This window comes from Streptomyces sp. Go-475 (genome assembly GCF_003330845.1).
Lineage (GTDB): Bacteria > Actinomycetota > Actinomycetes > Streptomycetales > Streptomycetaceae > Streptomyces.
This window is the reverse complement of the sequence record NZ_CP026121.1, coordinates 1756035-1778674: the sequence shown is the minus strand read 5'-3', so window position 1 is coordinate 1778674 and position 22640 is coordinate 1756035. Positions and strand designations below refer to the sequence as shown.

The window sequence follows — 22640 nt, the reverse complement described above, 5'->3', positions numbered from 1 at the left end:
GGCCTAAAGTGCCCCCGCCCGACGGCGGGTCGAGGGGACGGCTGGCAGGATCGCCGCATGGCTGAGCAGCGAGGTGACGAACGGGGCGGACGGGACGTCCGGGACGGCGGACCGGGCGCGGGGGAGCCACGGCGCAGAGGAGTCCGGCCCGAGGAGGCGAGCGCCTGGGAGGACCTCGTCGCCACGGCCCGCAGGACGGTCGCCGAGGGGCTCGTCGTCGGCACGTCGGGCAACGTCTCGGTGCGCGTCGGGGACACCGTCCTGGTCACACCGTCGGGCGTCCCCTACGACCGGCTGACCCCCGGCGACGTGACCGGCGTCGACCTCGACGGCCGACAGGTCCTCGGCACGCTAGTCCCGACCAGCGAACTGCCCATGCACCTCGCCGTCTACCGCACGGCCGACGCCCGCGCCGTCGTCCACACCCACGCCGTGCACGCGACGGCCGTCTCGACGCTCGTGAGCGAGCTCCCACTGATCCACTACATGGCCGCCGCCCTCGGCGGGCCCGTCCGGGTTGCCCCGTATGCCACGTACGGCACCGACGAGTTGGCCGAGAACATGCTCCGCGCCCTCGCCGGCCGCTCCGGCTGTCTCCTCCAGAACCACGGCACCGTCACCTACGGCGCCACCCTCGACCAGGCCTACGACCGCACCGCCCAACTGGAATGGATGTGCCACCTGTGGCTGACCGCCACGTCGGTGCCGGGCATGTCCCCGACCCTGCTCTCCCGCGAACAACTGACGGAGGTGGAACAGCGCCTGCGCGACTACGGCCAGCGCCGGTAACCGCGCCGCCCGGGCGGGGATCACACGGCACCGGCTGCCACCACCGCCCACACGCCCCCGCTCTGCCACAGCCTTTCCGGCTCCAGCCCCGCAGGCCGACATCGCTTCCGCTCCCGGCCGGCAGGCCAACGTCCCTTCCGGTCCCAGCCCAGAGGCCACCGGCCGCAGGGACTGGCCAAGCCGCAGGTCGCTGGCCGCCGGGACGCGCCCGGCTAGTGCGCCGCCGGACGTCGGCGTCCCGGCCCAGCCCGGAGCCGGCCGCCGACCCTGCGCCCCGCCTGCACGCTGCCCCCGCGCGCCGCTCCCCACCCCTCACCCCACCGCTACCCCCCACTGGTCCCCGGCCGCGTCCGCCAGGACACTGGTCGGGTGCGCACTGTCAAAGCGACGGCCGCTGCCGTCACCGCCGTGATCGGGGCCGGGGCCGCCGCGGTGGCCGCCGGCCGGTTCGCCAGCGACGCCGCGCTCAAGGCGCCTCCGGGCAGGCCCCTGCCCACCGAACCCCGGCTCACCGTGCACGGCACCGCCGCCGGACAGATCAGCCTCACCCGGGACCTGGCCGCCCTGCGGCCCGGCCGCTACGGCCTGGCCGGCGACGGCTCCCACGCGGTCGTCGGCCCCGTCCTGGCCGAGGCCCCGCACCCCGCCGACACCGTCGTACGCCGCCTGGAGAGCGTCACCCACGGCACCCTGCGCCCCGGCGACAAGGCCTGGCTCACCCCCAACGTGTACGTCGGCAACCCGAGCGCCGCCCTCGGCCTCGAACACGCCGACGTCGACATCCCCGGCGAACTCGGCACGCTGCCCGCGTGGTTCGTGCCCGGCGCCCGGGACACCTGGGTGATCGCCGTGCACGGCCTGGGCACCACCCGGGAAATCGCCCTGAACATCATGGAGTTCCTGCACCGCAACCGTTTCCCGGTCCTCGCCCTCGCCTACCGCGGCGACCTCGGCGCACCCCGCCCGCCCGACGGCCTGAACCACCTCGGCGAGACCGAGTGGCGCGACCTCGACGCGGCCCTCCGCTACGCCGAGCGCCACGGAGCCCGCCAGGTCGTCCTGCACGGCTGGTCCACCGGCGCCACCATGGCCCTGCGCGCCGCCGAGCACTCGGGACTCCGCGAGCGCGTCTCCGGGCTCGTCCTGGACTCCCCGGTCCTCCACTGGGAGACCACCCTGCGCGCCCTGGCCGGCGCCCGCCGCACCCCGGGCCCGCTGCTGCCCCTCGCGGTCCGCGCCGCCCAGGGCCGCACCGGCCTGTACGGCGACCGCGCCGCGGGAACCGACCCGTACGACGGCGTCCGCGTCCCCACCCTCGTCTTCCACGGCCCGGACGACACGGTCGCCCCCTGGCAGCTCTCCCGCCGCCTCGCCGGCGCCCGCCCCGACATGGTCGCCCTGCACACCGTCCGCGACGCCCCCCACGGAGCGATGTGGAACGCCGACCCCGAGGCCTACGAGGAGGCCCTGCGGCGCTTCCTGACCCCCCTCATGTGACCTCCCCGGCGGTGCCGGCACGTCACGCACCCCCCGTTCACGCCCCCTTCGCCCCGTCGCAACCACGTCCCGTCCCGCTCCCTACCGACCGGTCGTGATGATTCCGTTTAGCGTCGTACCACTGGCCTGTTCCCGGCCCTCGACCACTCCCGGGGGCCGGTGCGTTGGCCTTCCCCGTCGCCCGCCGTGACATTCCGTTTGGGTTTTCGGACCGTCAACCGGAAGACTGCCCCCGTGACGTCCCGTATCCCGCGCGACTCCAGGCTTCGACTCGTCCGCCCGCGACCCCTGGCCGCCGCCCCCAGAGCGATGAACCAGCAGCGCTCGCGCCGCCCCGCGCCGCGCCCCCCGGAGGGCACCCCGGCACCGGCGGAGCTGGCCAGAATGGCACGCTCCGGCCTGGCCGGCGCCGCCCGCGTCGCCCGCTGGGCCGACGCCGCCCTCGGCCCCGGCGGGGACAGCGCCACCGCCGACGGCAAGGCCACCCTCTCCGACGCGACCGCCGAACGCGCCGCCTCGGACCTCGGCCTGACCCCCGCTCAGGTCAGGGCCGACTGGGACACCGCCCGCCTCGCCGGCCTGGTCGAGGTGCACGGCGACAGTGCCCGCCCCGGCTGGCGGCTGCGCGCCTGGAACCGCGACGACAGCGCCGTACTGCGCGGCTGGGTCGCCCTCTTCGACGCCTGGTCGCTCGCCTGTCCGGAACCCGAGGACCACGAGCCCGCCGCCGTCGCCGAGGTCGTCTCGGCCATGCCGCAGGTGCTCTCCTTCCTCCAGCTGTCCGCCGGCCCCGTCCCCGTCGAGCAGCTCCTGGACCTCCTGGAGCAGCGCGTCACCGAACTGCGCACCGCCCGCTGCGAGATCCCCTACGGCCCCCAGCCCGAGCCGACGGCCGAACCGGAGCCCACCGACGCCCCGCTCGCGCCCCTCCTCGACTGGGCCCTGCGCGCCCTCGCCTCCGTCGGCGCCCTCACCTACGGCGACGGCCAGGCCACGCTCACCCCGCTCGGCAGCTGGGCCGTCTGGGTCAAGCTGGAGCAGATCTGCGTCGCCGCGCAGAGCCCCGCCGGGAACATCGAGCAGGGCGCCGAGGACATGCTCCGCGGCTGCGCCCAGCTGCGCCCGAACGCGGCCCGCGCCGAGTACCGCGCCTGGCTCGCCGCCCGCACCGTCGGCAGCGCCGTCACCGAGCTGCTCGACGCCGCCCGCGGCGAGGACGCCCTGCTGCGCGGCCTCGCCTTCGAGGCGCTGCGCGTGGTCGGCGCCCCCGCCGAGCCGGACGTCCGCGCCGTGCTGGAGGAGCCGACGCTGAGGCCGTACGCGCTGCTGTGGCTGGCCGAGCACGACGGGGCCGACCCGGAGGACGCCCACGAGGTCCTCACCCGGGAGGAGGCGACCTGGCTGTGGGTGGACACCGCCGCCGCCGTCGCCGACCACGGAGAGGCCCCGCTGCTCGTCCGCCACCTGGAGTCCGCCGTGCAGCCGACCGTCCCGATGCTCCTCGACGAGGTGCGGGCCGTGGGTCATCCGCGCACCGTGCAGGTCCTGGTCGCCCTCGCCGCGGCACACCCCGACCCGGCCCTGGCCAAGGCCGTGCGCCGGGCGGCCTTCCAGGTGCACACCGGCGGCAGCTAGCACCGGCGGCCCGCCGGGGCCGGCGCCCGGGGTGTCAGCCCGGTATCTCGGGCGCGTACGTGCCGAAACTCCACACATTGCCCTCGAGGTCCCGGGCCATGTAGTCCCGCGAGCCGTAGTCCTGGTCCGTCGGGGGCATGAGGATCTCCGCGCCGTGGTCGACGGCGCGGCGGTGGTGCGCGTCCACGTCGTCCACCACCACGTACACCCCCGTGGTGCCCGCGTCCTTCATGGCCGCGTCGAACACGCCGCCGCGGCCCTTGCTGCCGACCATCACCGCGCCGTTGCCCTGTGCCAGCTCCGCGTGCAGCACCGAGCCGTCCTCGCCCTCGTACACCGACAGCTCCGTGAAGCCGAAGGCCTCCGTGAGCTGCCGGATCGCCGCCTTCGCGTCCGCGTAGAGCAGCGTCGGGCAGATGCTGGGACGCCCGCCGGACGTGCCTGCCATGCCGATCACTCCCTTGTGCCCGGTCGCCGGAAATCCGATCATCCCGTTCTGCTGCTCAGTCTCGCACCCACCACTGACAACGACCCGGCGAGACGAACCGAACACCCGCACGCAGAAAAAGTGGTTGCACGGCCCCGTTAGACTGTCCCCCATGGCCTTTCTCCTCGCGCATTAGACGGCGGGAACGCCCGCCCGTCGCCCGCCACCACCCTTGCAATGGCGCGCTACGCGCGGCACCCCCTGATTCGCCCATCCCGCCCCCGTATCCGCCCTGGAGTCTGTCCGTGATCTCCGCCTCCGGTATCGAGCTGCGCGCCGGTGCCCGCGTCCTCATCGAAAACGCCACCTTCCGCGTCGCCAAGGGCGACCGCATCGGCCTGGTCGGCCGCAACGGCGCGGGGAAGACCACCCTCACCAAGTGCCTCGCGGGCGAGGCCATGCCCGCGGGCGGCACCATCACCCGCTCCGGCGAGGTCGGCTACCTCCCGCAGGACCCCCGCACCGGCGACCTCGACGTCCTGGCCCGCGACCGCATCCTCTCCGCCCGCGGCCTGGACGTCCTGATCCGCAAGATGCGCGACAACGAACAGCGCATCGCCAACGGCAAGGGCGCCACCCGCGAGAAGGCCCTCAAGCAGTACGAGCGCCAGGAGACGGAGTTCCTCACCAAGGGCGGGTACGCCGCCGAGGCCGAGGCCGCCACCATCGCCGCCGCGCTCAACCTGCCCGACCGCGTGCTCGGCCAGCCCCTGCACACCCTCTCCGGCGGTCAGCGCCGCCGTATCGAGCTGGCCCGGATCCTGTTCTCCGACGCGGACACGCTGCTGCTCGACGAGCCGACCAACCACCTCGACGCCGACTCGATCATCTGGCTGCGCGACTACCTCAAGACCTACCGCGGCGGCTTCATCGTGATCTCCCACGACGTCGACCTGGTCGAGACGGTCGTGAACAAGGTGTTCTACCTGGACGCCAACCGCGCCCAGATCGACGTCTACAACATGGGCTGGAAGCTGTACCAGCAGCAGCGCGAGGCCGACGAGAAGCGCCGCAAGCGCGAGCGCGCCAACGCCGAGAAGAAGGCCGCCGCCCTGCACTCGCAGGCCGACAAGATGCGCGCCAAGGCCACCAAGACCGTCGCCGCGCAGAACATGGCCCGCCGCGCCGACAAGCTGCTCTCGGGCCTGGAGGCGGTCCGCCAGTCCGACAAGGTCGCCAAGCTCCGCTTCCCCGAGCCGGCGCCCTGCGGCAAGACCCCGCTGATGGCCGAGGGCCTGTCGAAGTCCTACGGCTCGCTGGAGATCTTCACCGACGTCGACCTGGCCATCGACAAGGGTTCCCGCGTCGTCATCCTGGGCCTCAACGGCGCCGGCAAGACCACCCTGCTGCGGCTGCTGGGCGGCGTCGAGCAGCCCGACACCGGCGCGGTCGTCCCCGGCCACGGCCTGAAGCTCGGCTACTACGCTCAGGAGCACGAGACCCTCGACCCCGACCGCACGGTCCTGGAGAACATGCGCTCGGCCGCGCCCGACATGGACCTCGTCGAGGTCCGCAAGGTGCTCGGCTCGTTCCTGTTCTCCGGCGACGACGTCGACAAGCCCGCCGGCGTCCTCTCCGGCGGTGAGAAGACCCGTCTGGCGCTCGCCACGCTGGTGGTGTCCTCGGCGAACGTGCTGCTCCTCGACGAGCCCACCAACAACCTCGACCCGGCCAGCCGCGAGGAGATCCTCGGCGCGCTGCGCACCTACAAGGGCGCGGTCGTCCTCGTCACGCACGACGAGGGCGCGGTCGAGGCGCTGCAGCCGGAGCGGATCATCCTGCTGCCGGACGGCGTCGAGGACCTGTGGGGCGCCGACTACGCGGATCTCGTCGCCCTGGCCTGAGTGTCAGTACCGCTTGATCGAATGCGTGATCAACGGCGTTGGATCATTCGGCCCAGCGGTGATCCATCATCTGTGTGAGATCTCCTCGTACCGAGGTGTGTCCTACAACGATTTCGCGGCCGAGCCCCCGATTCTTCCGGGCTCGGCCGCGCCGCCTTTCTGACCTGGTATTTCCCGGGGCAATCCGTTCGGCCGTACGGACACTCCGCTCCGGAATTCCGCATTCCGTATGTGGGGATGCGCTCCCGTCGTCACAACCTTGTCTCACGGACCTTGCCGAATGGGTGGCCATCAGGGCCCGGAGGGGTGATCATGAGGAGACCAGAGCGCACTTCCCATGAGGAGGCACGGGTGGCCGAGACTCTGAAGAAGGGCAGCCGGGTGACCGGCGCCGCGCGCGACAAGCTCGCGGCAGACCTGAAGAAGAAGTACGACGCCGGTGCGAGCATCCGGGCGTTGGCCGAGGAGACCGGCCGCTCGTATGGCTTCGTGCACCGCATGCTCAGTGAGTCGGGCGTCACGCTGCGAGGGCGTGGCGGGGCGACGCGGGGCAAGAAGGCCACGGCCTGACCCCGAGTGGCCCCACGGCTTCGATGGTGGCCACCCGGTCGGCAGGCTGAGCGACCGGGTGGTTACTGTGCAGTCACTTAGCTGTGCCGTGGTACGGCGGGACATCCGCCGTCGCACGGCATGGAAGACGACCGCACACATCGGAGGCGTCCCATGGCTTCGTCCGACCAGGACCTCGTTCCCGTACTCGACAAGGACGGCGTACGGCTCACCGTCGACGACGCGATCGCCACGGTGACGCTGACCAACCCGGCCAAGCGCAACGCGCAGAGCCCCGCTCTGTGGCGGGCGCTGACCGAGGCCGGGCGGCTGCTGCCGGGCTCCGTCCGCGTCGTGGTGCTGCGGGCCGAGGGCAAGTCCTTCTCAGCCGGTCTCGACCGGCAGGCGTTCACGCCCGAGGGCTTCGACGGCGAACCGTCGTTCGTCGACCTCGCGCGGGGCGGCGACGCCGAGTTGGACGCGACCATCGCCGAATACCAGGAGGCGTTCACCTGGTGGCGGCGCAGCGACATCGTCTCCGTCGCCGCCGTCCAGGGGCACGCCATCGGGGCGGGCTTCCAGCTCGCCCTCGCCTGCGATCTGCGCGTCGTCGCCGACGACGTGCAGTTCGCCATGCGCGAGACCAGCCTCGGACTCGTGCCCGACCTGACGGGCACGCACCCGCTGGTGGGACTCGTCGGATACGCCCGCGCGCTGGAGATCTGCGTGACCGGGCGCTTCGTCACGGCCGAGGAGGCCGTCAGCACCGGGCTGGCCAATGTGGCCGTGCCCGCCGACCAGCTCGACGCCACGGTCCGCGACCTCACCGCGGCTGTCCTCGCCGCGCCCCGTGACGCCGTCATCGAGACCAAGGCCCTGCTGCGCGGCGCCCAGGACCGCACCTACGAGGAGCAGCGCCGCGCCGAACGCCAGTCCCAGGCGCGCAGGCTGCGTGACCTCGCGGGCGTCGGCGACTGACGCCCACCGGCCGCGCCGGGCGGTCAGCGGGTCGTCCTGGCCCACCTGCGCGGTCAGTCAATCGCCGACCCGCCCCGGGCGGTCAGCCGGTCGCCGGGCCCGCCTGGACGGTGCCCCGATCGCCGACCCGCCCCGGGCGGTCAGCCGATCTCGAGCCCTCTCGGGCGGTCAGCCGGTCGCCGGCCCGACTCGGCCGGTCAGCCGGTCAGTCGGTCGTCGGCCCGACTCGGCCGGTCAGTCGGTCGCCGGGCGGACAGGGCCGTCAGCCGAGTCGTCGAGCCGGTCCGCGCGGTCAGCCGATCGCGCTCACCAGTACCGCCACCGTGGGGTGGTCCGGCAGTGACGTCCTGACCGCCGTGCGGACCGCGCGGGCCACGTCCCGGGCCCGGTGGTCCGCGCCCACGGCCAGCTCCACCCGGACATGGCGGTGGGACAGCGCAGTTTCGCCCGGCAGTTCCTCGATGTGCACGGGATGACCCAGCGCGCCGGTCAGCCGGAGCACGCCCGGGACCGCGAGGGCCGTCGCCGCCACACGGGCCTCGTCGCCCGTCTCCGGGTGCGCGGCGCCCGGCGGTTCAGGAGAACCGGCGGCGGGCCCGGGTTCCGGTTCCCCGTCCAGCAGCCCCGTCACCCGCAGATCCACCTCTCGCACCGCCAGGCCGATCCGCTGCGTCGCGGCGGTCGCCAGCGTCGCCCGCAGCAGGGACGCCGTCGTCGGCAGCGGCTCCGAGGCCGTGGCCGCGAACTCGGCCGTCACCCGCAGCGGGCCGGGCGGCAGGCCGCTCGGCGGAGCGGGCACCGCCGGCGCCTGCGTGTCCGCCGCGTCGGCGAGCACGATATGGAGCGCGTCGACGCGCACGCCCGGCGCGTCCTCGGCCGCGCGCCGCAGCACCGCCTCGGCCGCCTGCTCGGCGATCCACGCGCCGTCACGCGCGTCACCCAACGGCAAGAGCCTGCCGAAACCCAGCTGATGTCTCACTGCCCGTGTCCACCGGTCGGCCGTCATTCCTCCAGCCTGCCGCATCAGAGGCGCGCTATCCCGTAACCATGCTTACGGTGGTCGAAGGACGACGACCGAAAAGGACGTACGGCGATGACTGACATGACCGAGAACCGGGGCGGGGAGACCGAGACGGCGGCGGCACGCAGGAGTCCGCTGGCCAAGCGCGGTGGGGCGGACCCGGGCTCCCGGGGACGGACGACCATCGCCGACGGTGTCGTGGAGAAGATCGCCGGGCTCGCCGCACGCGACGTGGACGGCGTGCACGCCATGGGCAGCGGACTGTCCCGCACGTTCGGAGCAGTGCGCGACCGCGTGCCCGGCGGCCAGAAGTCGGGCGTGACGCGCGGGGTGAAGGCCGAGGTCGGCGAGGTGCAGGCCGCCCTCGACCTGGAGATCGTCGTCGACTACGGCGTGTCGATCGCCGACGTGGCCAGGGACGTACGGGAGAACGTCATCACCGCCGTCGAGCGGATGACGGGCCTGGAGGTCGTCGAGGTCAACATCGCGGTGAGCGACGTGAAGCTGCCGGACGAAGAGGAAGAGGAACCGGAGCGCCGGATCCAGTGAGGCCCAGGGACACCGGACAACACAGCGGCTGCGGAGCTGAGGAGCTGAGGAGCGCATGAGCATGGCCGTGGTCGGCATGATCGCCGGCATGGCGCTGGCCTTCGCCGGGTATTTCGGCGGATTCGGTGCCTTCCTGCTGGTGGCGGCGCTGGGCGCCGTCGGCTTCGTCGTCGGCCGGTTCCTGGAGGGGGACATGGAGTTGGGCGACTTCTTCCGCACCCGTGGCGAACGGCGGCGGTGACATCCGTGAGTGCGGGGGCCGGTGAGCTCGACAGACCTCTGACCGTCGTCCCGGCCGGGGAGCGCGGCGCGACCCGGATCGCCGACCGGGTCGTCGCGAAGATCGCCTCACAGGCGGCCCGTGAGGCGGTCGGGACGCTGCCCCCCGACGCCGGCCGGCCGTCCGCCTCGGTCGTCGTCCACCATCACGTGGTCCACGTCCGCGTCCACGTCGAACTCGACTACCCCTGCGACATCGGCGACCGCTGCCGCCGGGTGCGCCGCCAAGTCGTCGAACGGGTGGGCGCTCTGGCGGGAATGCAGGTGCCGGAGGTCGTCGTCCACGTGGAGCGGCTGCACCTGACCGCCGCGCACGGCGCGGCACAGGGGAGGACCCGATGAGCGAACCCCAGGGCAGGGAAGCCCCCGAGCCCGAAGGCACCACCCAGCGCCTGCCGGTCCTGGAGAAGACGCAGGCCGGCCCCGGCCGGTCCGAGGCGTCGGCCACCCACGGACCGCCGGCCGCGCCCGACGGCGAAGGCGGCCGCGCGGGCCGCTTCTGGTCGGCGCGCCGCATCTCCGCGGCCGTCGTCGCCCTGCTGCTCCTGGCCCTCGCCGGGCTGTTCCTCTACGACATCGTCTCGGTACGCGCCGACCGGCCCGGCATGAGCTGGCGCCGGGAGCTGGCCCGGCAGCTCGCCGAACGGCCTCTCGACGACACCTGGGTGCTCGTCGGAGCCGGGATCGCCGCCGCCCTCGGGCTCTGGCTGCTGCTCCTGGCCGCCACCCCCGGCCTGCGGCACGTGCTCCCGATGCGCCGCACGCACGCCGACGTCCGCGCGGGACTGGACCGGGACGCCGCCGCGACCGCGCTGCGCGACCGGGCGGTGGAGGTGGCCGGCGTGCAGTCGGCACGGGTGAAGGTGCGCCGGCGCCGCGCGGACGTCCGCGCCCTGGCCCACTTCCGTGAACTGGACGAGGTACGAACCGATCTGGACGCCGTGCTCGCCGACGCGGTCCGCGGACTGGGGCTGTCCCGGCCGCCCTCGCTGTCGGTGCGCGTCCGGCGGCCCGGCCGGAAGGGGTGAGGGCCGGTGCTCAGGATCGTCAACCGCGTGTTCCTCGGGCTGGTGGGCCTCGTCCTGCTGGTGCTGGGCGGCTCCGTCCTGGCCGTCGGCCTCGGCGCTCCCGCGCCCTCCTGGTGGATCCACCAGGACCGGCACGACGTGCTGCTGAGCGACGCCGAACGCACCCGCTGGCGCGACGCCGGCTGGTGGTGGCCGGTCGTCATCGCCGCACTCGCCGTCCTGCTGCTGCTCGCCCTGTGGTGGCTCGTCTCGGTGCTGCGCCGACGCCGCCTCGCCGAGATCCTCGTCGACACCGGGGACGGCGAGGGCGCGCTGCTGCGCGGCCGGGCCCTGGAGGACGTCCTCACCGGGGAGGCGGCCCGGATCGACGGCGTCGACCGGTCCCACGCCCACCTGACGGGCCGCCGCAGCGCCCCCGAGGCCCGCGTACGCCTCGCACTGGAGCCGCACGTGGACCCGGGGGCCGCGTTGGACGACTTCACCACCGGTGCCCTGACCCATGCCAGGACATCGGCGGGCCTGGCGTCGCTTCCGGCGGAGGTACGGCTGACGGGTGTCAAGCACCGTGCGGAGAGGGTGAGCTGACGGCCGGCCGAGGGGCCGCCGTCAGAAGCCGTGCCGGGCTCCGCCGTCCACAGGGACCATCACACCCGTCAGATACGAAGCAGCCGGCGACAACAAGAACGCGGCCACCCGCCCGAACTCCTGCGGCGTCCCGTACCGCCGCAACGGGATCCGCGACTCCGCGGCGGCCCTGGTCGCCTCCGGGTCCGCCGACAACCCGTCCAGCTCGCGCACGCGATCCGTGTCGATCCGCCCGGGCAGCACCCCCACCACCCGAACGCCGCGCGGCCCCAGTTCGTCGGAGAGCGACTTGGCGAAGCCCGCCAGGCCCGGCCGCAGCCCGTTCGAGATCGTCAGCCCCGCGATCGGCTCGTACACCGACCCGGACAGCACGAACCCGATGACCCCCCCGGGCTCCAGCTCGGCGGCCGCGGCGCGCGCCAGCCGCACCGCACCGAGGAACACCGACTCGAACGCCGTCTGCCACTGCTCGTCCGTGTTGTCCGCGACGAACCCGGCCGGCGGGCCGCCCACGCTGACCAGGACGCCGTCGACCCGCCCGAAGTGCTCCCGCGCGGCCCCGATCAGCCGGGCCGGCGCCTCGGGGTCGGCGTTGTCGACGGCCACCCCGACCGCGCTCGGGCCCAGCTCGGCCGCCGCGTCGGCGACACCCTTCTCGTCCCGCCCCGAGACGACCACCTTCGCCCCGTCCGCGACGAGCTCACGCGCGGAGGCGTTGCCGAGGCCCCGCGTGGCTCCCGTGACGACGTACACCCGGTCCTTCAGTCCAAGATCCATGGCCCCTATCCTGCCCCGTCCTCCCCGGAGAGGGCGAGGGCGGTGTTCACCAGGCCGATGTGGCTGAACGCCTGCGGGAAGTTGCCGAGCTGCCGGCCGGTCACCGGGTCGAACTCCTCGGCCAGCAGTCCGACGTCGTTGGCGAGCCCCATCAGCCGCTCGAACAGCTGTCGGGCTTCCTCCGTGCGGCCCGTCATGTGCAGGGCGTCCGCCAGCCAGAACGAGCACACCAGGAAGGTGCCCTCGCTGCCGGGCAGACCGTCGACGTCCGTGAAGTCCGCGTCGGTGGTGCTGTACCGCCGCAGCAGGCCGCCGTGCTCCAGCTCCTTGCGGACCGCGTCGATGGTGCCGATCACCCTCGGATCGTCGGGCGGCAGGAAGCCGACGCGCGGGATGAGCAGCAGCGCGGCGTCCAGTTCGCGCGAGCCGTAGGACTGGGTGAAGGTGTTGCGCTGCGGGTCGTAGCCCTTCTCGCACACCTCGCGGTGCACTTCGTCGCGCAGCGCGCGCCAGCCGTCCAGGTCGCCGTCCAGCTCCGGATGGCGCTCCAGCGTGCGCACGGCGCGGTCGGCGGCCACCCACACCATCACCTTCGAGTGCACGAACTGGCGCCGGCCGCCGCGCACCTCCCACAGTCCCTCGTCCGGCTGCCGCCAATGGGTGCGCAGGAAGTCCATCAGGGCCGTCTGCAGGGCCCAGACGTCCGGCTGCGGGGACAGGCCCGACTCCCGGGCCAGGGACAGGGAGTCCATGACCTCGCCGTAGACGTCCAGCTGGAGCTGGTTCACGGCGTCGTTGCCGATGCGCACGGGCGTGGACTCGTCGAAGCCGGACAGCCAGGGCAGCTCGAACTCCGGCAGCCGCCGCTCGCCCGCCAGGCCGTACATGATCTGCAGGTCCGCCGGGTCGCCCGCGACCGCGCGCAGCAGCCAGTTCCGCCAGGCCTCCGCCTCCTCCTGGTAGCCAGCCGCCAGCAGCGCGCCCAGGGTGAGGGTGGAGTCGCGCAGCCAGCAGTAGCGGTAGTCCCAGTTGCGCACCCCGCCCGGCTCCTCGGGCAGGGAGGTCGTGGCGGCGGCGACGATGCCGCCGGTCGGGGCGTAGGTGAGCGCCTTGAGGGTGATCAGGGAGCGGACGACGGCGTCCCGGTACGGCCCGTCGTAGCGGCAGCGCGACGCCCAGGCCTGCCAGTCCTCGACGCTGTGGCGCAGCGCCTCGAAGGGGTCGACGAGCGGGGGGCGCGGTTCGTGGGAGGGGTGCCAGGTCAGGACGAAGGCGACCTTCTCCCCCTTCCTGACCGTGAACTCCGCGTGCGTGCCGAAGTCCTCGCCCCAGCTGCGCACCTCCGGTTCGCTGCGCAGCCACGTCGAGTCCGGTCCGGCGACGGCGACGCGGTGGCCGTCGACCCGGCGTACCCACGGCACGATCGAGCCGTAGTCGAAGCGCAGCTTGAGGACGCTGTGCAGCGTCACCTCGCCGTCCAGGCCCTCGACGACGCGTACGAGGTCGGGGGCCCGGTCGCGCTGGGGCATCAGGTCGGTGACCCGGACCGCCCCCTGCTCGGTCTCCCACTCGGTGTCCAGGACGAGGGTGTCGCGGCGGTAGGCGCGCCGGGTGCACCGGTCCGCCCCCACGGGGGCGATGCGCCAGTAGCCGTTGTCCTCGTCACCGAGCAGCTTGGCGAAGCAGGCGGCGGAGTCGAAGCGGGGCAGGCACAGCCAGTCGACGGATCCGTCCGTGCCGACCAGGGCAGCGGTCTGCTCGTCGCCGACGATCGCGTAGTCCTCGATGCTGGGATGCACGCAGTGCGGGTTCCCGGCAAGTCGGCGCGGCAATCAGGGCAGAGGCCGGGGGAGTGACAGGCCGTCGGCGGCCGCGGCGCCGGTGCCCGAGAAGATCACCCCCGGATCCGACGGGGCCTGGTTGAGCACCCACAGGCCGATCAGCACCGCCAGCGCGAAGACGACGGTGATGAGCACGGCCAGCACGAGCCGCCGCCTGCGCTCGCGCCGCAGCCACTCGCCGCGTGCCGTGCGGTACGCGTCCGGGTCGGGGAGCACCCCGCCCGCCAGTGCCCGGAGCGCCTCGCGCAGCTCCTGCTCCGTCCGGTCGGTGCCGTGCGACGGAGTCGCGTCTCGATGCGTCATCGCCGGGCCTCCATCGCCTGGGTCAGGGCGGCGATGCCGCGTGCCGTGTGCGTCTTGACCGAGCCGCCGGAGATGCCCATCGCGGCGGCTATCTCGCTCTCCTTGAGCCCGAGCCAGTGCCGCAGCACCAGCGCCTCGCGCTGCCGGGGCGGCAACTGCTGCAGCGCGTCGATCAGCACGCGCTGGTCCTCGCGCAGCAGCGCGGCGTGCTCGGCGGAGGCGACCGTCTCGTCCGGCGGGTTCTCCTCGTGCCGGCGGGCGACCTGGAGGTGCCGTATCCGCATCCGCGTCAGATTGCAGACGGTGGAGCGCAGATAGGCCTCCGCCGCGGCCACGTCCCGCAGGCGCCGCCACTTGCGGTAGATCTGGTAGTACGCCTCGGCCACCACGTTCTCCGGGTCGTCGGCGCCGAGCAGCACGGCCAGGCGCAGCATCGAGGAGTAGTGCAGCTCGAAGAGGTGGGCGACACCGGCCTCCCGCTCCAGGTCGGCGGGGTCGCCGGCCGCCGGGGAGGCGAGCGGCCCGGCCGGTGCCGGTGGCACCGCCGCGGGGGGCAGTGTGGGGTTCTCTCTGCGTCTCACAGGTGGTTCGCTCCCGTCTCCGGGCGGCGCCGGACGGTCAGGCGGGACGGCAGGTCGGTGGCGTCGGCGCCGCGTGGCACGCCGAGGCGTTCGAGGGCCGCGGTGCCGGCCACCGCGACGGTCAGGTTGAGCAGCAGGGCGGCGAGCCCGGCGTAGATCTCCAGCGGCCCGGCGCCGGTACCGAGCGGCACGATCGAGGAGAACCCCTCGCGCACCACCAGGTACGTCCCCGACGCCATGCCCACGGCCCATCCGGCGAGCAGCGCCCGGGGGTGGAGCCGTCCGGTGAACAGTCCGACGGCGACGGCCGGGAAGATCTGCAGGATCCACACGCCGCCGAGCAGCTGGAGGTTGACGGCGTCCTGGTCGCGCAGCCCGAACACGAACGCCACGGCCCCCACCTTCGCGGTGAGCGAGACCGCCTTGGCGATCCGCACCTGCCGCTTGGGCGTGGCCGTCGGATGGACGTACTCGACGTACACGTTGCGGACGAAGCTCGTGGCCGCGGCGATCGACATCACCGCCGCCGGGACCAGTGCCCCGACGGCGATCGCGGCGAACACCAGCCCGGCCAGCGGCGCCGGCATCAGCCGGTCGACCAGCATCGGCACGGCCGCCTCGGCCCCTCCGCGCGGTGCCCGCACCCCGGCCGCGAGGGCGGCGATGCCGAGGAAACCGAACAGCGCGAGCAGTCCGGTCCAGGCGGGCAGCGCCACCGAGACGCGGCGCAGGGTGCGCGGCCCGTCGGCGGCGAAACCGGCGGTGAGCACGTGCGGGTACATCAGCAGGGCGAGCGCGGAGCCGAGGGCGAGGGTGGCGTAGGCCGGCTGCTGCCCGGGGGAGAGCAGCAGCGCGGGGCCGCCCAGCCGCTCCGCGGCGCCGTCGAAGACCGGGCCCGGACCGCCGAAGCGTTCCAGCACCAGCCAGGTCACGGCGGTCAGCGACACGAACACGGCCACCGCCTTCAGCGCCGAGATGACCGTCGGCGCCCGCAGCCCGTGCCGGTAGGTGGCCACCGCGAGCCCCGCGAACAGCGCCACCAGCACCAGGTCCCCGGCGGCGCCCCGCGGGTACACGCCCCCGGCCGTCAGCACCGCCCGGATGCCGAGCAGTTGCAGCGCCAGGTACGGCATCGTGGCGAGGATCCCGGTGAGCGCGACCACCAGGGCCAGCGGGGGCGAGCCGTAGCGGCCCCGCACGAAGTCGGCGGCGGTGATGTAGCCGTGCCGCCGGGCCACGCTCCCCAGCCGGCTCAGCAGCACGAAGGCCAGCGGACAGACGATCACCGTGTACGGCACCGCGAAGAAGGCGGGAGCGCCGTTGCCGTACGCCAGCCCCGGTACGGCGGTGAACGTGTACGCGGTGAAGATCGTGCCGCCCAGCAGGAACCAGGTCCACACCGGGCCGAGACTCCGGTCGGCCAGGGCCCAGCCCTCCAGCGACGGCAGCCGGTCGTTGGCGCGCAGCCGCCGCGCGGTGACGGCGAGCAGCGACGCCCCGCCGATCACGGCGAGGAACGTCGCGGTCATGGCGCCGTCAGCCATGGGTCACCGTCCTTGGTGTGCCTGTGCCCTCGCGCGAGAGTTGCGCGGACGGCCCGTCCGGAGGACAGGGAACCGGGGGGAAATCTTCTGGAAACGCCGTGTCAACCACTTCCGGCGGGTGCGCAACTCTTGCACAGACCGACAGCGAGCGGGAGAGGAGCGCAGGTCATGGCACGGACCGGACATCCCCGGCTACGGCGCGTCGCCGTCGCCGTGCTGCTCCTCGCACCCGCGGCCGGGTTGCTGTGGGTCCCGCTGTACGCCGGGGCGGATCCGCGGTTCGCGGGGACGCCGTTCTTCTACTGGTACCAGCTGGCCTGGGTACCGGGCTGCGGCCTGTGCCTGCTCGCGGCGTACGCGCTGACCGAACGACATCGCTGAACGACACCGCTGTTCCGCACCCCCTGTTTCACCCACCTGTTGAGGCGAGGAGCCGCCATGCCCACATCAGCCCTGCCCGAATCCGGCCCCCGAGCGCCGGAAAAGTCACGTCTGCGATCGTTTGTGGTGTGGACCGCCGTCTCCCTGCTCGGCGCCGTCGCCTGGGGCGTCCTCGCCCTGGCCCGCGGCGAGCGGATCTCCGCGGTCTGGCTGGTGGTCGCCGCCCTGGGCTCGTACGCCATCGCCTACCGTTTCTACTCCCGGTTCATCGCCCGCCGCGTCCTCGAGCCGGACGACCGCCGGGCCACCCCGGCCGAACGGCTGGAGGACGGCGTCGACTTCCAGCCCACCGACCGCCGGGTGCTGCTCGGCCACCACTTCGCCGCCATCGCCGGCGCCGGACCGCTGGTCGGCCCGGTCCTCGCGGCACAGATGGGCTATCTGCCCGGGACGCTGTGGATCGTGGCGGGGGTGATCTTCGCGGGCGCGGTGCAGGACATGGTCGTGCTGTTCCTGTCGATGCGGCGGGACGGCACCTCGCTCGGCCAGATGGCCCGGGACGAGATCGGCCGGGCGGGCGGGGCCGCCGCCCTGATCGCCGTGTTCGCCATCATGATCATCCTGCTGGGCGTGCTCGCGCTGGTCGTCGTCAACGCCCTCGCGCACAGCCCCTGGGGCACCTTCTCCGTCGCGATGACCATCCCCATCGCCCTGTTCATGGGCTTCTGGCTGCACGTCATCCGCCCGGGCCGGGTCGTCGAGACCAGCCTGATCGGCGTCGTCCTGCTGCTGCTCGCCATCGTCGGCGGCAGCTGGGTGCAGGAGTCCTCGCTGGCCTCCGCCTTCACCCTCAGCCCCACCACCCTCGTGTTCTGCCTGGTCGGCTACGGCTTCGTCGCCTCCGTGCTGCCGGTGTGGATGCTGCTCGCGCCGCGCGACTACCTCTCCACCTTCATGAAGATCGGCACCATCGCCCTGCTCGCGGTCGGCGTGGTCGTCGCCGCGCCGGTGATGCGCGCGGACGCGGTGAGCGACTTCGCCTCCTCCGGCGCCGGGCCCGTCTTCGCCGGGGGCCTGTTCCCCTTCCTCTTCATCACCATCGCCTGCGGCGCGCTGTCCGGCTTCCACGCGCTGGTCGCCTCCGGGACCACCCCGAAGCTGATCCGGAAGGAGTCCCAGGTCCGGATGATCGGCTACGGCGCCATGCTGATGGAGTCGTTCGTCGCGATCATGGCGCTGATCGCCGCGGCGACCCTGGAGCCGGGCCTCTACTACGCCATGAACGCCCCGGCGGCCCTGCTCGGCACCACGGCCGAGTCCGCCTCCCACGCCGTCGCCGGCCTCGGCTTCACCATCACCCCCGACCAGCTCACCCAGGCCGCCAGGGCCGTGGAGGAGCAGACCCTGATCGCCCGCTCCGGCGGGGCGCCGACCCTGGCCGTCGGCATGTCGGAGATCTTCTCCGGGGTCTTCGGGGGCGCCGGGATGAAGGCCTTCTGGTACCACTTCGCGATCATGTTCGAGGCGCTGTTCATCCTGACGACGGTGGACGCCGGCACCCGCGTGGGCCGCTTCATGCTCCAGGACATGCTCGGCAACGTCTTCAAGCCTCTCGGCCGGGTCACCTGGAAGCCGGGCATCTGGCTGTGCAGCGCCCTCGTCGTGGCGGCCTGGGGGTACTTCCTCTACACCGGCGCCACCGACCCGCTCGGCGGGATCAACCAGCTCTTCCCGCTCTTCGGCATCGCCAACCAGCTCCTCGCCGCGATCGCCCTGGCCGTCTGCACCACGATCCTGATCAAGTCCGGCCGGCTGCGCTGGGCCTGGGTCACGGGCGTCCCGCTCGCCTGGGTCGTCGCGATCACCTTCACCGCCGGCTGGCAGAAGATCTTCTCCGACGACCCGAAGATCGGCTTCTTCGCCCAGCGGACGCGGTACGCCGACGCCCTCGACGCGGGCCAGGTGCTGCCGCCCGCCAAGAACCTCGACGACATGCACACCGTGGTCACCAACTCCACCGTGGACGGCGTGCTGATCGCCCTGTTCCTGCTGCTCGTCGCCGTCGTGATCGGCAACGCGGCGGTGGTCTGCGCACGGGCGATCCGGGCCCCGGGCTCCCTGCCGGTGACCGAGGCGCCCTACGTGGAGTCCCGCCTCGACGTGCCGGAGGAGCCGCTGGCGGGAGCCCGCTCATGAGGGCCGTGCGCTGGGCGCGGGCGGTGTGCTGGTACGTGCGGGAACTCGCGGAGGTGCTCGACCGGACGCACCGGGAGGAGTGCCGGCAGGGCCGCTGCTGCTGACGCGGCCGGACGACCGGCGGTGGTCACACCGCCGCCGGTTCCGCCTCACTGGCGTCCTGCTTCTTCGCCGCCGCCTGCGCCCGCTCCCGGGCCTCGCGGCGGGCCAGGACCACCCAGCCGACCGGGACGGCCGCGGAGAACAGCCACCACTGGATCGCGTACGCGTAGTTCAGCGCCGCGTCCTCCTTGCCGGGGTCGCCCAGCAGCTCGGGCGTGTCGCCCTTCGGCTCGGGAGCCGTCTGGGCGATGTAACCGCCGAGCACCTCGGCCTTGAGGCGCCGGGCCTCCTGCTCGCTGTTGATCAGCATGATCTGCCGGTCGGGCAGGCCCTTGAGGTCCTTGATGCCGCTCGCCGCGGTCGTCTCACTGGGCATCAGCCGGCCCTGGACGGTGACCTCGCCGCCCGGTGGGGCGGGCACCTTGGGGAACGTGGTCTGGCTCGGGCCGTCGGAGGGGATCCAGCCCCGGTTGACCAGCAGGACCTTGCCGTCGTCGAGGACGAAGGGGGTCAGGACGTGGTAGCCGACCTCGTCGTCGGAGTTGGTGCGGCGGCGGACGACGACCTCGTCCTCCGTGTCGAACCGGCCCTTCGCGGTCACGGTCCGGTACCGCTCGGCGCTGGTGACCGTGTGCCCCGGGGCGGTCAGCTTCTCCACCGGCACCGGCTTGGCGGCCAGCGCGTCGGTGACCAGCTGGTTCCGGGCGGTGCGCTCCTCGTAGCGGTGCATCTGCCAGATGCCCAGCCTGATCATCGTGGGGATGAGGAGCAGGGCGATCAACGTGAGGATCACCCACTGCCGGGACATCAGGAAGCGGTACACCCCACGACCGTACAACTCGGTCGTGGGGTGCATTCAGGCGGGTACGGGTTCACACCTTGTCGACAATTCCCACCTTTCCCTCCGCGCGGGCGCAGTGGGCGCCGCAGTACCAGTGGCCCTCGACCTCCACGCCCTGGCCGATGATCTGGACCCGGCAGTGCTCGCAGATGGGGGCCATGCGGTGGATCGCGCAGGCAAAGCAGTCGAAGACGTGCACCGCGCCCTGCGCGTGCACCTCGAAGGTCATTCCGTACTGATTGCCACATACCTCACAGGTCGCCATGCGCCACAGGGTGGGCCGTCACCCCGGCCCGGGCGAGCGGCCGCCGGGCGAGTCGCCCGGCAATCACCCGTCCGTACGGTCCGCCGCCGCCCGGTGTCCGGCTCACTCCTCGGACGCCGGCTCCACGTCCGCGAGGAGCTGCCCGAACGCCGCCTCGTCCACGACCGGCGTGCCGAACTGGCGGGCCTTGACCACCTTGGACGTGCCCGAGTCCGGGTCGTTCGTGACGAGCAGGCTCGTCAGCCGGGACAGGCTCGACGCCACGTGCAGCCCGGCCTCGGTCGCGCGGTCCTCCAGCAGCTCCCGCTCGACCGACGTGTCACCCGAGAAGGCGACCCGCATGCCCTGCTTGAGCCGCCCGCCCGGCTCGTAGCGCCCCGGGTTGGGGTAGGGGCAGGCGGGCCGCTTCCGGGAGGGACGCCAACTGCCCGGCCGGGACCCGCCGTAGCCCGCCTGCTGCCCGATGCGGGGCGCGGCGGGGCGGTCCGACCACTCGGTCAGCGGCCGGCACTCGTGCAGCGGCAGCCGTACGCCGTTCGCCGCCGCGGCCTTGAGGCTGGGCCGGAACGCCTCCGCCAGCACGCGCGCGTCGTCCAGCGCGTGGTGCGCCCGCCGCTGGACCACGCCGAAGTGCGCCGCGAGGGACTCCAGCTTGTGGTTGGGCAGCGGAAGCCCGAGCTCCTTGGAGAGCGCGATCGTGCACAGCCGCTGGCGCACCGGCGCCTCGCGCTCCGCGCGCGCGTACTCCCGGGCGATCATCTGCCAGTCGAAGACGGCGTTGTGCGCGACGAGCACCCGCCCCGCCAGCCGGGCCGTGAACTCCTCGGCGATGTCCTGGAAGAGGGGCGCGCCCTCGAGCGCCTCGCTCGTCAGTCCGTGGATCCACACGGGGCCCGGGTCACGCTCCGGGTTGACCATCGTGTACCAGTGGTCCTCGACCTCGCCGCGCGCGTCCAGCCGGTAGACGGCCGCGGAGATGATGCGGTCGTCCCGGGCCAGGCCCGTGGTCTCCACGTCAACGACCGCGTACCCCTTGGGATACGCGGTCGGCCACGACGTGGGAGAGAAGGCGGCGGTCGTCAGGTCTTCCAGCATGGTCCCTGAGGATACGGGCCGGGACTGACACTCCCGCCCGCCAGGTGCGTCCGGCCCGTTCTTCCGACGCCCCCTCAGGCGCGTTGTCCGATCTGTCCGTTCACGAGGCGTACGTCTGCGCGAGGTCCGGCATTCCGTGCCGGTCGGGCCCTCCGTATTGGCGGAGATCGCCAAGAAGCAAGCGCGTACCGTCGGTAATACTTGTGGGTAACAACGTCTGGTGGGGGCCGGACGGCGGTCCTACGGTGCAGGCATGCCGAACCTGCCCGATGTCGTGCTGTGGTCGATACCCGCGTTTGTGCTGCTCACCGTGGTCGAGATGGTGAGCTACCGCCTCCATCCCGACGAGGACGCGGAGGGCTACGAGGCGAAGGACGCCGCGACGAGCATCGGCATGGGGCTCGGCAGCCTCGCCTTCGACTTCCTCTGGAAGATCCCGATCGTCGCCGTCTACACGGCCCTCTACGAACTCACGCCCCTGCGCGTCCCCGTCCTGTGGTGGACCGTCCCGCTGATGCTGCTCGCGCAGGACTTCTTCTACTACTGGTCCCACCGCGGCCACCACGTCGTGCGCATCCTGTGGGCCTGCCACGTCGTCCACCACTCCAGCCGGAAGTTCAACTTCACCACCGCGCTGCGCCAGCCCTGGACGTCCCTGACCGTGTGGCCGTTCTACGTGCCCCTCATCGTCGCCGGGGTGCACCCCGCCGCGCTGGCGTTCTGCTCCTCCGCGAACCTCGTCTACCAGTTCTGGATCCACACCGAGCGGATCGACAAGCTGCCCCGCTGGTTCGAGTTCGTCTTCAACACCCCCTCGCACCACCGGGTCCACCACGCCTCCCAGGGCGGTTACCTCGACCGCAACTTCGGCGGCATCCTCATCGTCTGGGACCGCCTGTTCGGATCGTTCGTCGCCGAGACCGAGCGGCCCCGGTACGGACTGACCAAGAACATCGACACGTACAACCTGCTGAAGGTGGCGACACACGAGTACGTGTCGATCGCCAAGGACCTGAGGGCGGCCCGGACTTGGAGCGAGCGCGCCGGGCGGGTGTTCCGGGGGCCGGGGTGGGGGCCGGCGCGTCCGCGGACTTCGGCGGCGGGGGCGGCTACGGCGGTGCTTCCGAGGACTGACACGGCCTCATCACCGGTCGGCGAGGACGCGCCGGGCGGGGAACGCCTGCCGGGTGGGGAACGCCTGCCAGTCGGGGAGCGCGTGCCGGTCGGTGACGGTACGCCGGTCGGTGAGGGTGCGCCGGTCGGGCAGGGCGTGCCGGTCGGGCAGGGTGCGTCGGTCGGGCAGGGCGCGCCCGTGGGCGGGAGCACGCCGGTCGGAGAGCGCGTGCCGGTCGGTGACGGTACGCCGGTCGGTGAGGGTGCGCCGGTCGGGCAGGGCGTGCCGGTCGGTGAGGGTGCGCCAGGCGGCGAGAGCGCGCCCGTAGGGAAGAGCGCGCCCGCAGGGAGGAGCACGCC

General features: G+C 73.1%; 23 protein-coding genes and 1 pseudogene. 14 read left to right on the top strand and 10 right to left on the bottom strand.

Translation table 11 applies throughout. The annotated features are described in order from the left end of the window. Positions 1 to 57 precede the first annotated feature (57 nt). The 3 genes from C1703_RS08140 (at position 58) to C1703_RS08130 (ending at position 3921) form a co-directional block, all read left to right on the top strand. The gene (locus C1703_RS08140) at positions 58 to 789 is read left to right on the top strand and encodes a class II aldolase/adducin family protein (RefSeq protein WP_114251262.1); all 732 of its coding nucleotides are present in this window, start codon (positions 58 to 60) and stop codon (positions 787 to 789) included. 369 nt (positions 790 to 1158) lie between these two features. After that, positions 1159 to 2286 carry an alpha/beta fold hydrolase gene (locus C1703_RS08135; RefSeq protein ID WP_114251261.1) on the top strand — a complete coding sequence of 376 codons (1128 nt, stop codon included), beginning with the start codon at positions 1159 to 1161 and terminating at the stop codon, positions 2284 to 2286. A gap of 234 nt (positions 2287 to 2520) precedes the next feature. Next, on the top strand, positions 2521 to 3921 hold the full coding sequence (locus tag C1703_RS08130; protein ID WP_198678116.1) for a hypothetical protein: 1401 nt from the start codon (positions 2521 to 2523) through the stop codon (positions 3919 to 3921). A 34-nt stretch (positions 3922 to 3955) separates the two neighbouring features. Here C1703_RS08130 and C1703_RS08125 read toward each other — a convergent pair whose 3' ends face one another. After that, on the bottom strand, positions 3956 to 4369 hold the full coding sequence (locus tag C1703_RS08125; RefSeq protein ID WP_198678115.1) for a VOC family protein: 414 nt from the start codon (positions 4367 to 4369) through the stop codon (positions 3956 to 3958). A gap of 284 nt (positions 4370 to 4653) precedes the next feature. On the opposite strand from C1703_RS08125, the gene C1703_RS08120 reads away from it, so the two are divergent. The 3 genes from C1703_RS08120 to C1703_RS08110 all read left to right on the top strand — a co-directional run bounded on the left by C1703_RS08120 (position 4654) and on the right by C1703_RS08110 (position 7779). Continuing rightward, positions 4654 to 6252 carry an ABC-F family ATP-binding cassette domain-containing protein gene (locus C1703_RS08120; protein WP_114251258.1) on the top strand — a complete coding sequence of 533 codons (1599 nt, stop codon included), beginning with the start codon at positions 4654 to 4656 and terminating at the stop codon, positions 6250 to 6252. 351 nt (positions 6253 to 6603) lie between these two features. Beyond that, complete coding sequence (locus tag C1703_RS08115; protein WP_010037790.1) at positions 6604 to 6822, top strand: helix-turn-helix domain-containing protein; 219 nt, start codon at positions 6604 to 6606, stop codon at positions 6820 to 6822. A 153-nt stretch (positions 6823 to 6975) separates the two neighbouring features. Further along, a complete protein-coding gene (locus C1703_RS08110; RefSeq protein WP_114251257.1) occupies positions 6976 to 7779 on the top strand; it encodes an enoyl-CoA hydratase/isomerase family protein in 804 nt (267 codons plus the stop codon). Positions 7780 to 8071: 292 nt separating this feature from the next. On the opposite strand, the gene C1703_RS08105 is transcribed toward C1703_RS08110, so the two are convergent. Further along, a complete protein-coding gene (locus C1703_RS08105; protein WP_114251256.1) occupies positions 8072 to 8785 on the bottom strand; it encodes a nucleopolyhedrovirus P10 family protein in 714 nt (237 codons plus the stop codon). An 87-nt stretch (positions 8786 to 8872) separates the two neighbouring features. On the opposite strand from C1703_RS08105, the gene C1703_RS08100 reads away from it, so the two are divergent. Genes C1703_RS08100 through amaP form a run of 5 tightly spaced genes read left to right on the top strand, consistent with a single transcriptional unit; the run spans position 8873 to position 11241 of the window. Then, the gene (locus C1703_RS08100; protein ID WP_114251255.1) at positions 8873 to 9349 is read left to right on the top strand and encodes an Asp23/Gls24 family envelope stress response protein; all 477 of its coding nucleotides are present in this window, start codon (positions 8873 to 8875) and stop codon (positions 9347 to 9349) included. 55 nt (positions 9350 to 9404) lie between these two features. Next, entirely contained in the window at positions 9405 to 9590 is a 186-nt protein-coding gene (locus tag C1703_RS08095) for a hypothetical protein (protein WP_114251254.1), read from the top strand. Beyond that, positions 9587 to 9970 carry an Asp23/Gls24 family envelope stress response protein gene (locus C1703_RS08090; protein WP_114251253.1) on the top strand — a complete coding sequence of 128 codons (384 nt, stop codon included), beginning with the start codon at positions 9587 to 9589 and terminating at the stop codon, positions 9968 to 9970. The genes C1703_RS08095 and C1703_RS08090 overlap by 4 nt, the downstream gene beginning before the upstream one ends. Further along, the gene (locus C1703_RS08085; protein ID WP_114251252.1) at positions 9967 to 10656 is read left to right on the top strand and encodes a DUF6286 domain-containing protein; all 690 of its coding nucleotides are present in this window, start codon (positions 9967 to 9969) and stop codon (positions 10654 to 10656) included. The genes C1703_RS08090 and C1703_RS08085 overlap by 4 nt, the downstream gene beginning before the upstream one ends. Positions 10657 to 10662: 6 nt before the next feature. Beyond that, positions 10663 to 11241 carry an alkaline shock response membrane anchor protein AmaP gene (gene amaP, locus C1703_RS08080; protein WP_114251251.1) on the top strand — a complete coding sequence of 193 codons (579 nt, stop codon included), beginning with the start codon at positions 10663 to 10665 and terminating at the stop codon, positions 11239 to 11241. A gap of 21 nt (positions 11242 to 11262) precedes the next feature. Here amaP and C1703_RS08075 read toward each other — a convergent pair whose 3' ends face one another. From C1703_RS08075 to C1703_RS08055, 5 genes are read right to left on the bottom strand one after another with little or no spacing between them, the layout of a single operon-like run. Then, positions 11263 to 12018 (bottom strand): SDR family oxidoreductase, encoded by a 756-nt coding sequence (locus tag C1703_RS08075; RefSeq protein ID WP_114251250.1) that lies wholly within the window; start codon positions 12016 to 12018, stop codon positions 11263 to 11265. 5 nt (positions 12019 to 12023) lie between these two features. Then, positions 12024 to 13817, bottom strand: coding sequence for a glycoside hydrolase family 15 protein (locus C1703_RS08070; RefSeq protein WP_114251249.1), 1794 nt, complete (start codon positions 13815 to 13817; stop codon positions 12024 to 12026). 33 nt (positions 13818 to 13850) lie between these two features. Next, positions 13851 to 14162 carry a hypothetical protein gene (locus tag C1703_RS08065; RefSeq protein WP_031118925.1) on the bottom strand — a complete coding sequence of 104 codons (312 nt, stop codon included), beginning with the start codon at positions 14160 to 14162 and terminating at the stop codon, positions 13851 to 13853. Continuing rightward, positions 14159 to 14704, bottom strand: coding sequence for a SigE family RNA polymerase sigma factor (locus C1703_RS08060; protein ID WP_114251248.1), 546 nt, complete (start codon positions 14702 to 14704; stop codon positions 14159 to 14161). The genes C1703_RS08065 and C1703_RS08060 overlap by 4 nt, the downstream gene beginning before the upstream one ends. A gap of 35 nt (positions 14705 to 14739) precedes the next feature. Continuing rightward, the gene (locus C1703_RS08055; protein ID WP_114251247.1) at positions 14740 to 16287 is read right to left on the bottom strand and encodes a sodium:solute symporter; all 1548 of its coding nucleotides are present in this window, start codon (positions 16285 to 16287) and stop codon (positions 14740 to 14742) included. Positions 16288 to 16455: 168 nt separating this feature from the next. On the opposite strand from C1703_RS08055, the gene C1703_RS08050 reads away from it, so the two are divergent. Continuing rightward, positions 16456 to 16668, top strand: a complete 213-nt coding sequence (locus tag C1703_RS08050) for a DUF3311 domain-containing protein (protein WP_114251246.1) — start codon at positions 16456 to 16458, stop codon at positions 16666 to 16668. A 57-nt stretch (positions 16669 to 16725) separates the two neighbouring features. Further along, complete coding sequence (locus C1703_RS08045) at positions 16726 to 18864, top strand: carbon starvation CstA family protein (RefSeq protein WP_114251245.1); 2139 nt, start codon at positions 16726 to 16728, stop codon at positions 18862 to 18864. A 127-nt stretch (positions 18865 to 18991) separates the two neighbouring features. Here the strand turns inward: C1703_RS08045 and C1703_RS08040 are convergent, their stop codons facing one another. From C1703_RS08040 to C1703_RS08030, 3 genes are all read right to left on the bottom strand, one after another. Continuing rightward, complete coding sequence (locus tag C1703_RS08040) at positions 18992 to 19789, bottom strand: SURF1 family protein (RefSeq protein WP_275540422.1); 798 nt, start codon at positions 19787 to 19789, stop codon at positions 18992 to 18994. A gap of 49 nt (positions 19790 to 19838) precedes the next feature. Next, a complete protein-coding gene (locus C1703_RS08035) occupies positions 19839 to 20072 on the bottom strand; it encodes a hypothetical protein (RefSeq protein WP_114251243.1) in 234 nt (77 codons plus the stop codon). 102 nt (positions 20073 to 20174) lie between these two features. After that, on the bottom strand, positions 20175 to 21167 hold the full coding sequence (locus C1703_RS08030; RefSeq protein ID WP_114251242.1) for a DEDDh family exonuclease: 993 nt from the start codon (positions 21165 to 21167) through the stop codon (positions 20175 to 20177). A 253-nt stretch (positions 21168 to 21420) separates the two neighbouring features. Here C1703_RS08030 and C1703_RS08025 point away from each other — a divergent pair. After that, a pseudogene (locus C1703_RS08025) lies at positions 21421 to 22248 on the top strand (sterol desaturase family protein); the annotation flags it as partial. Positions 22249 to 22640: the final 392 nt, after the last annotated feature.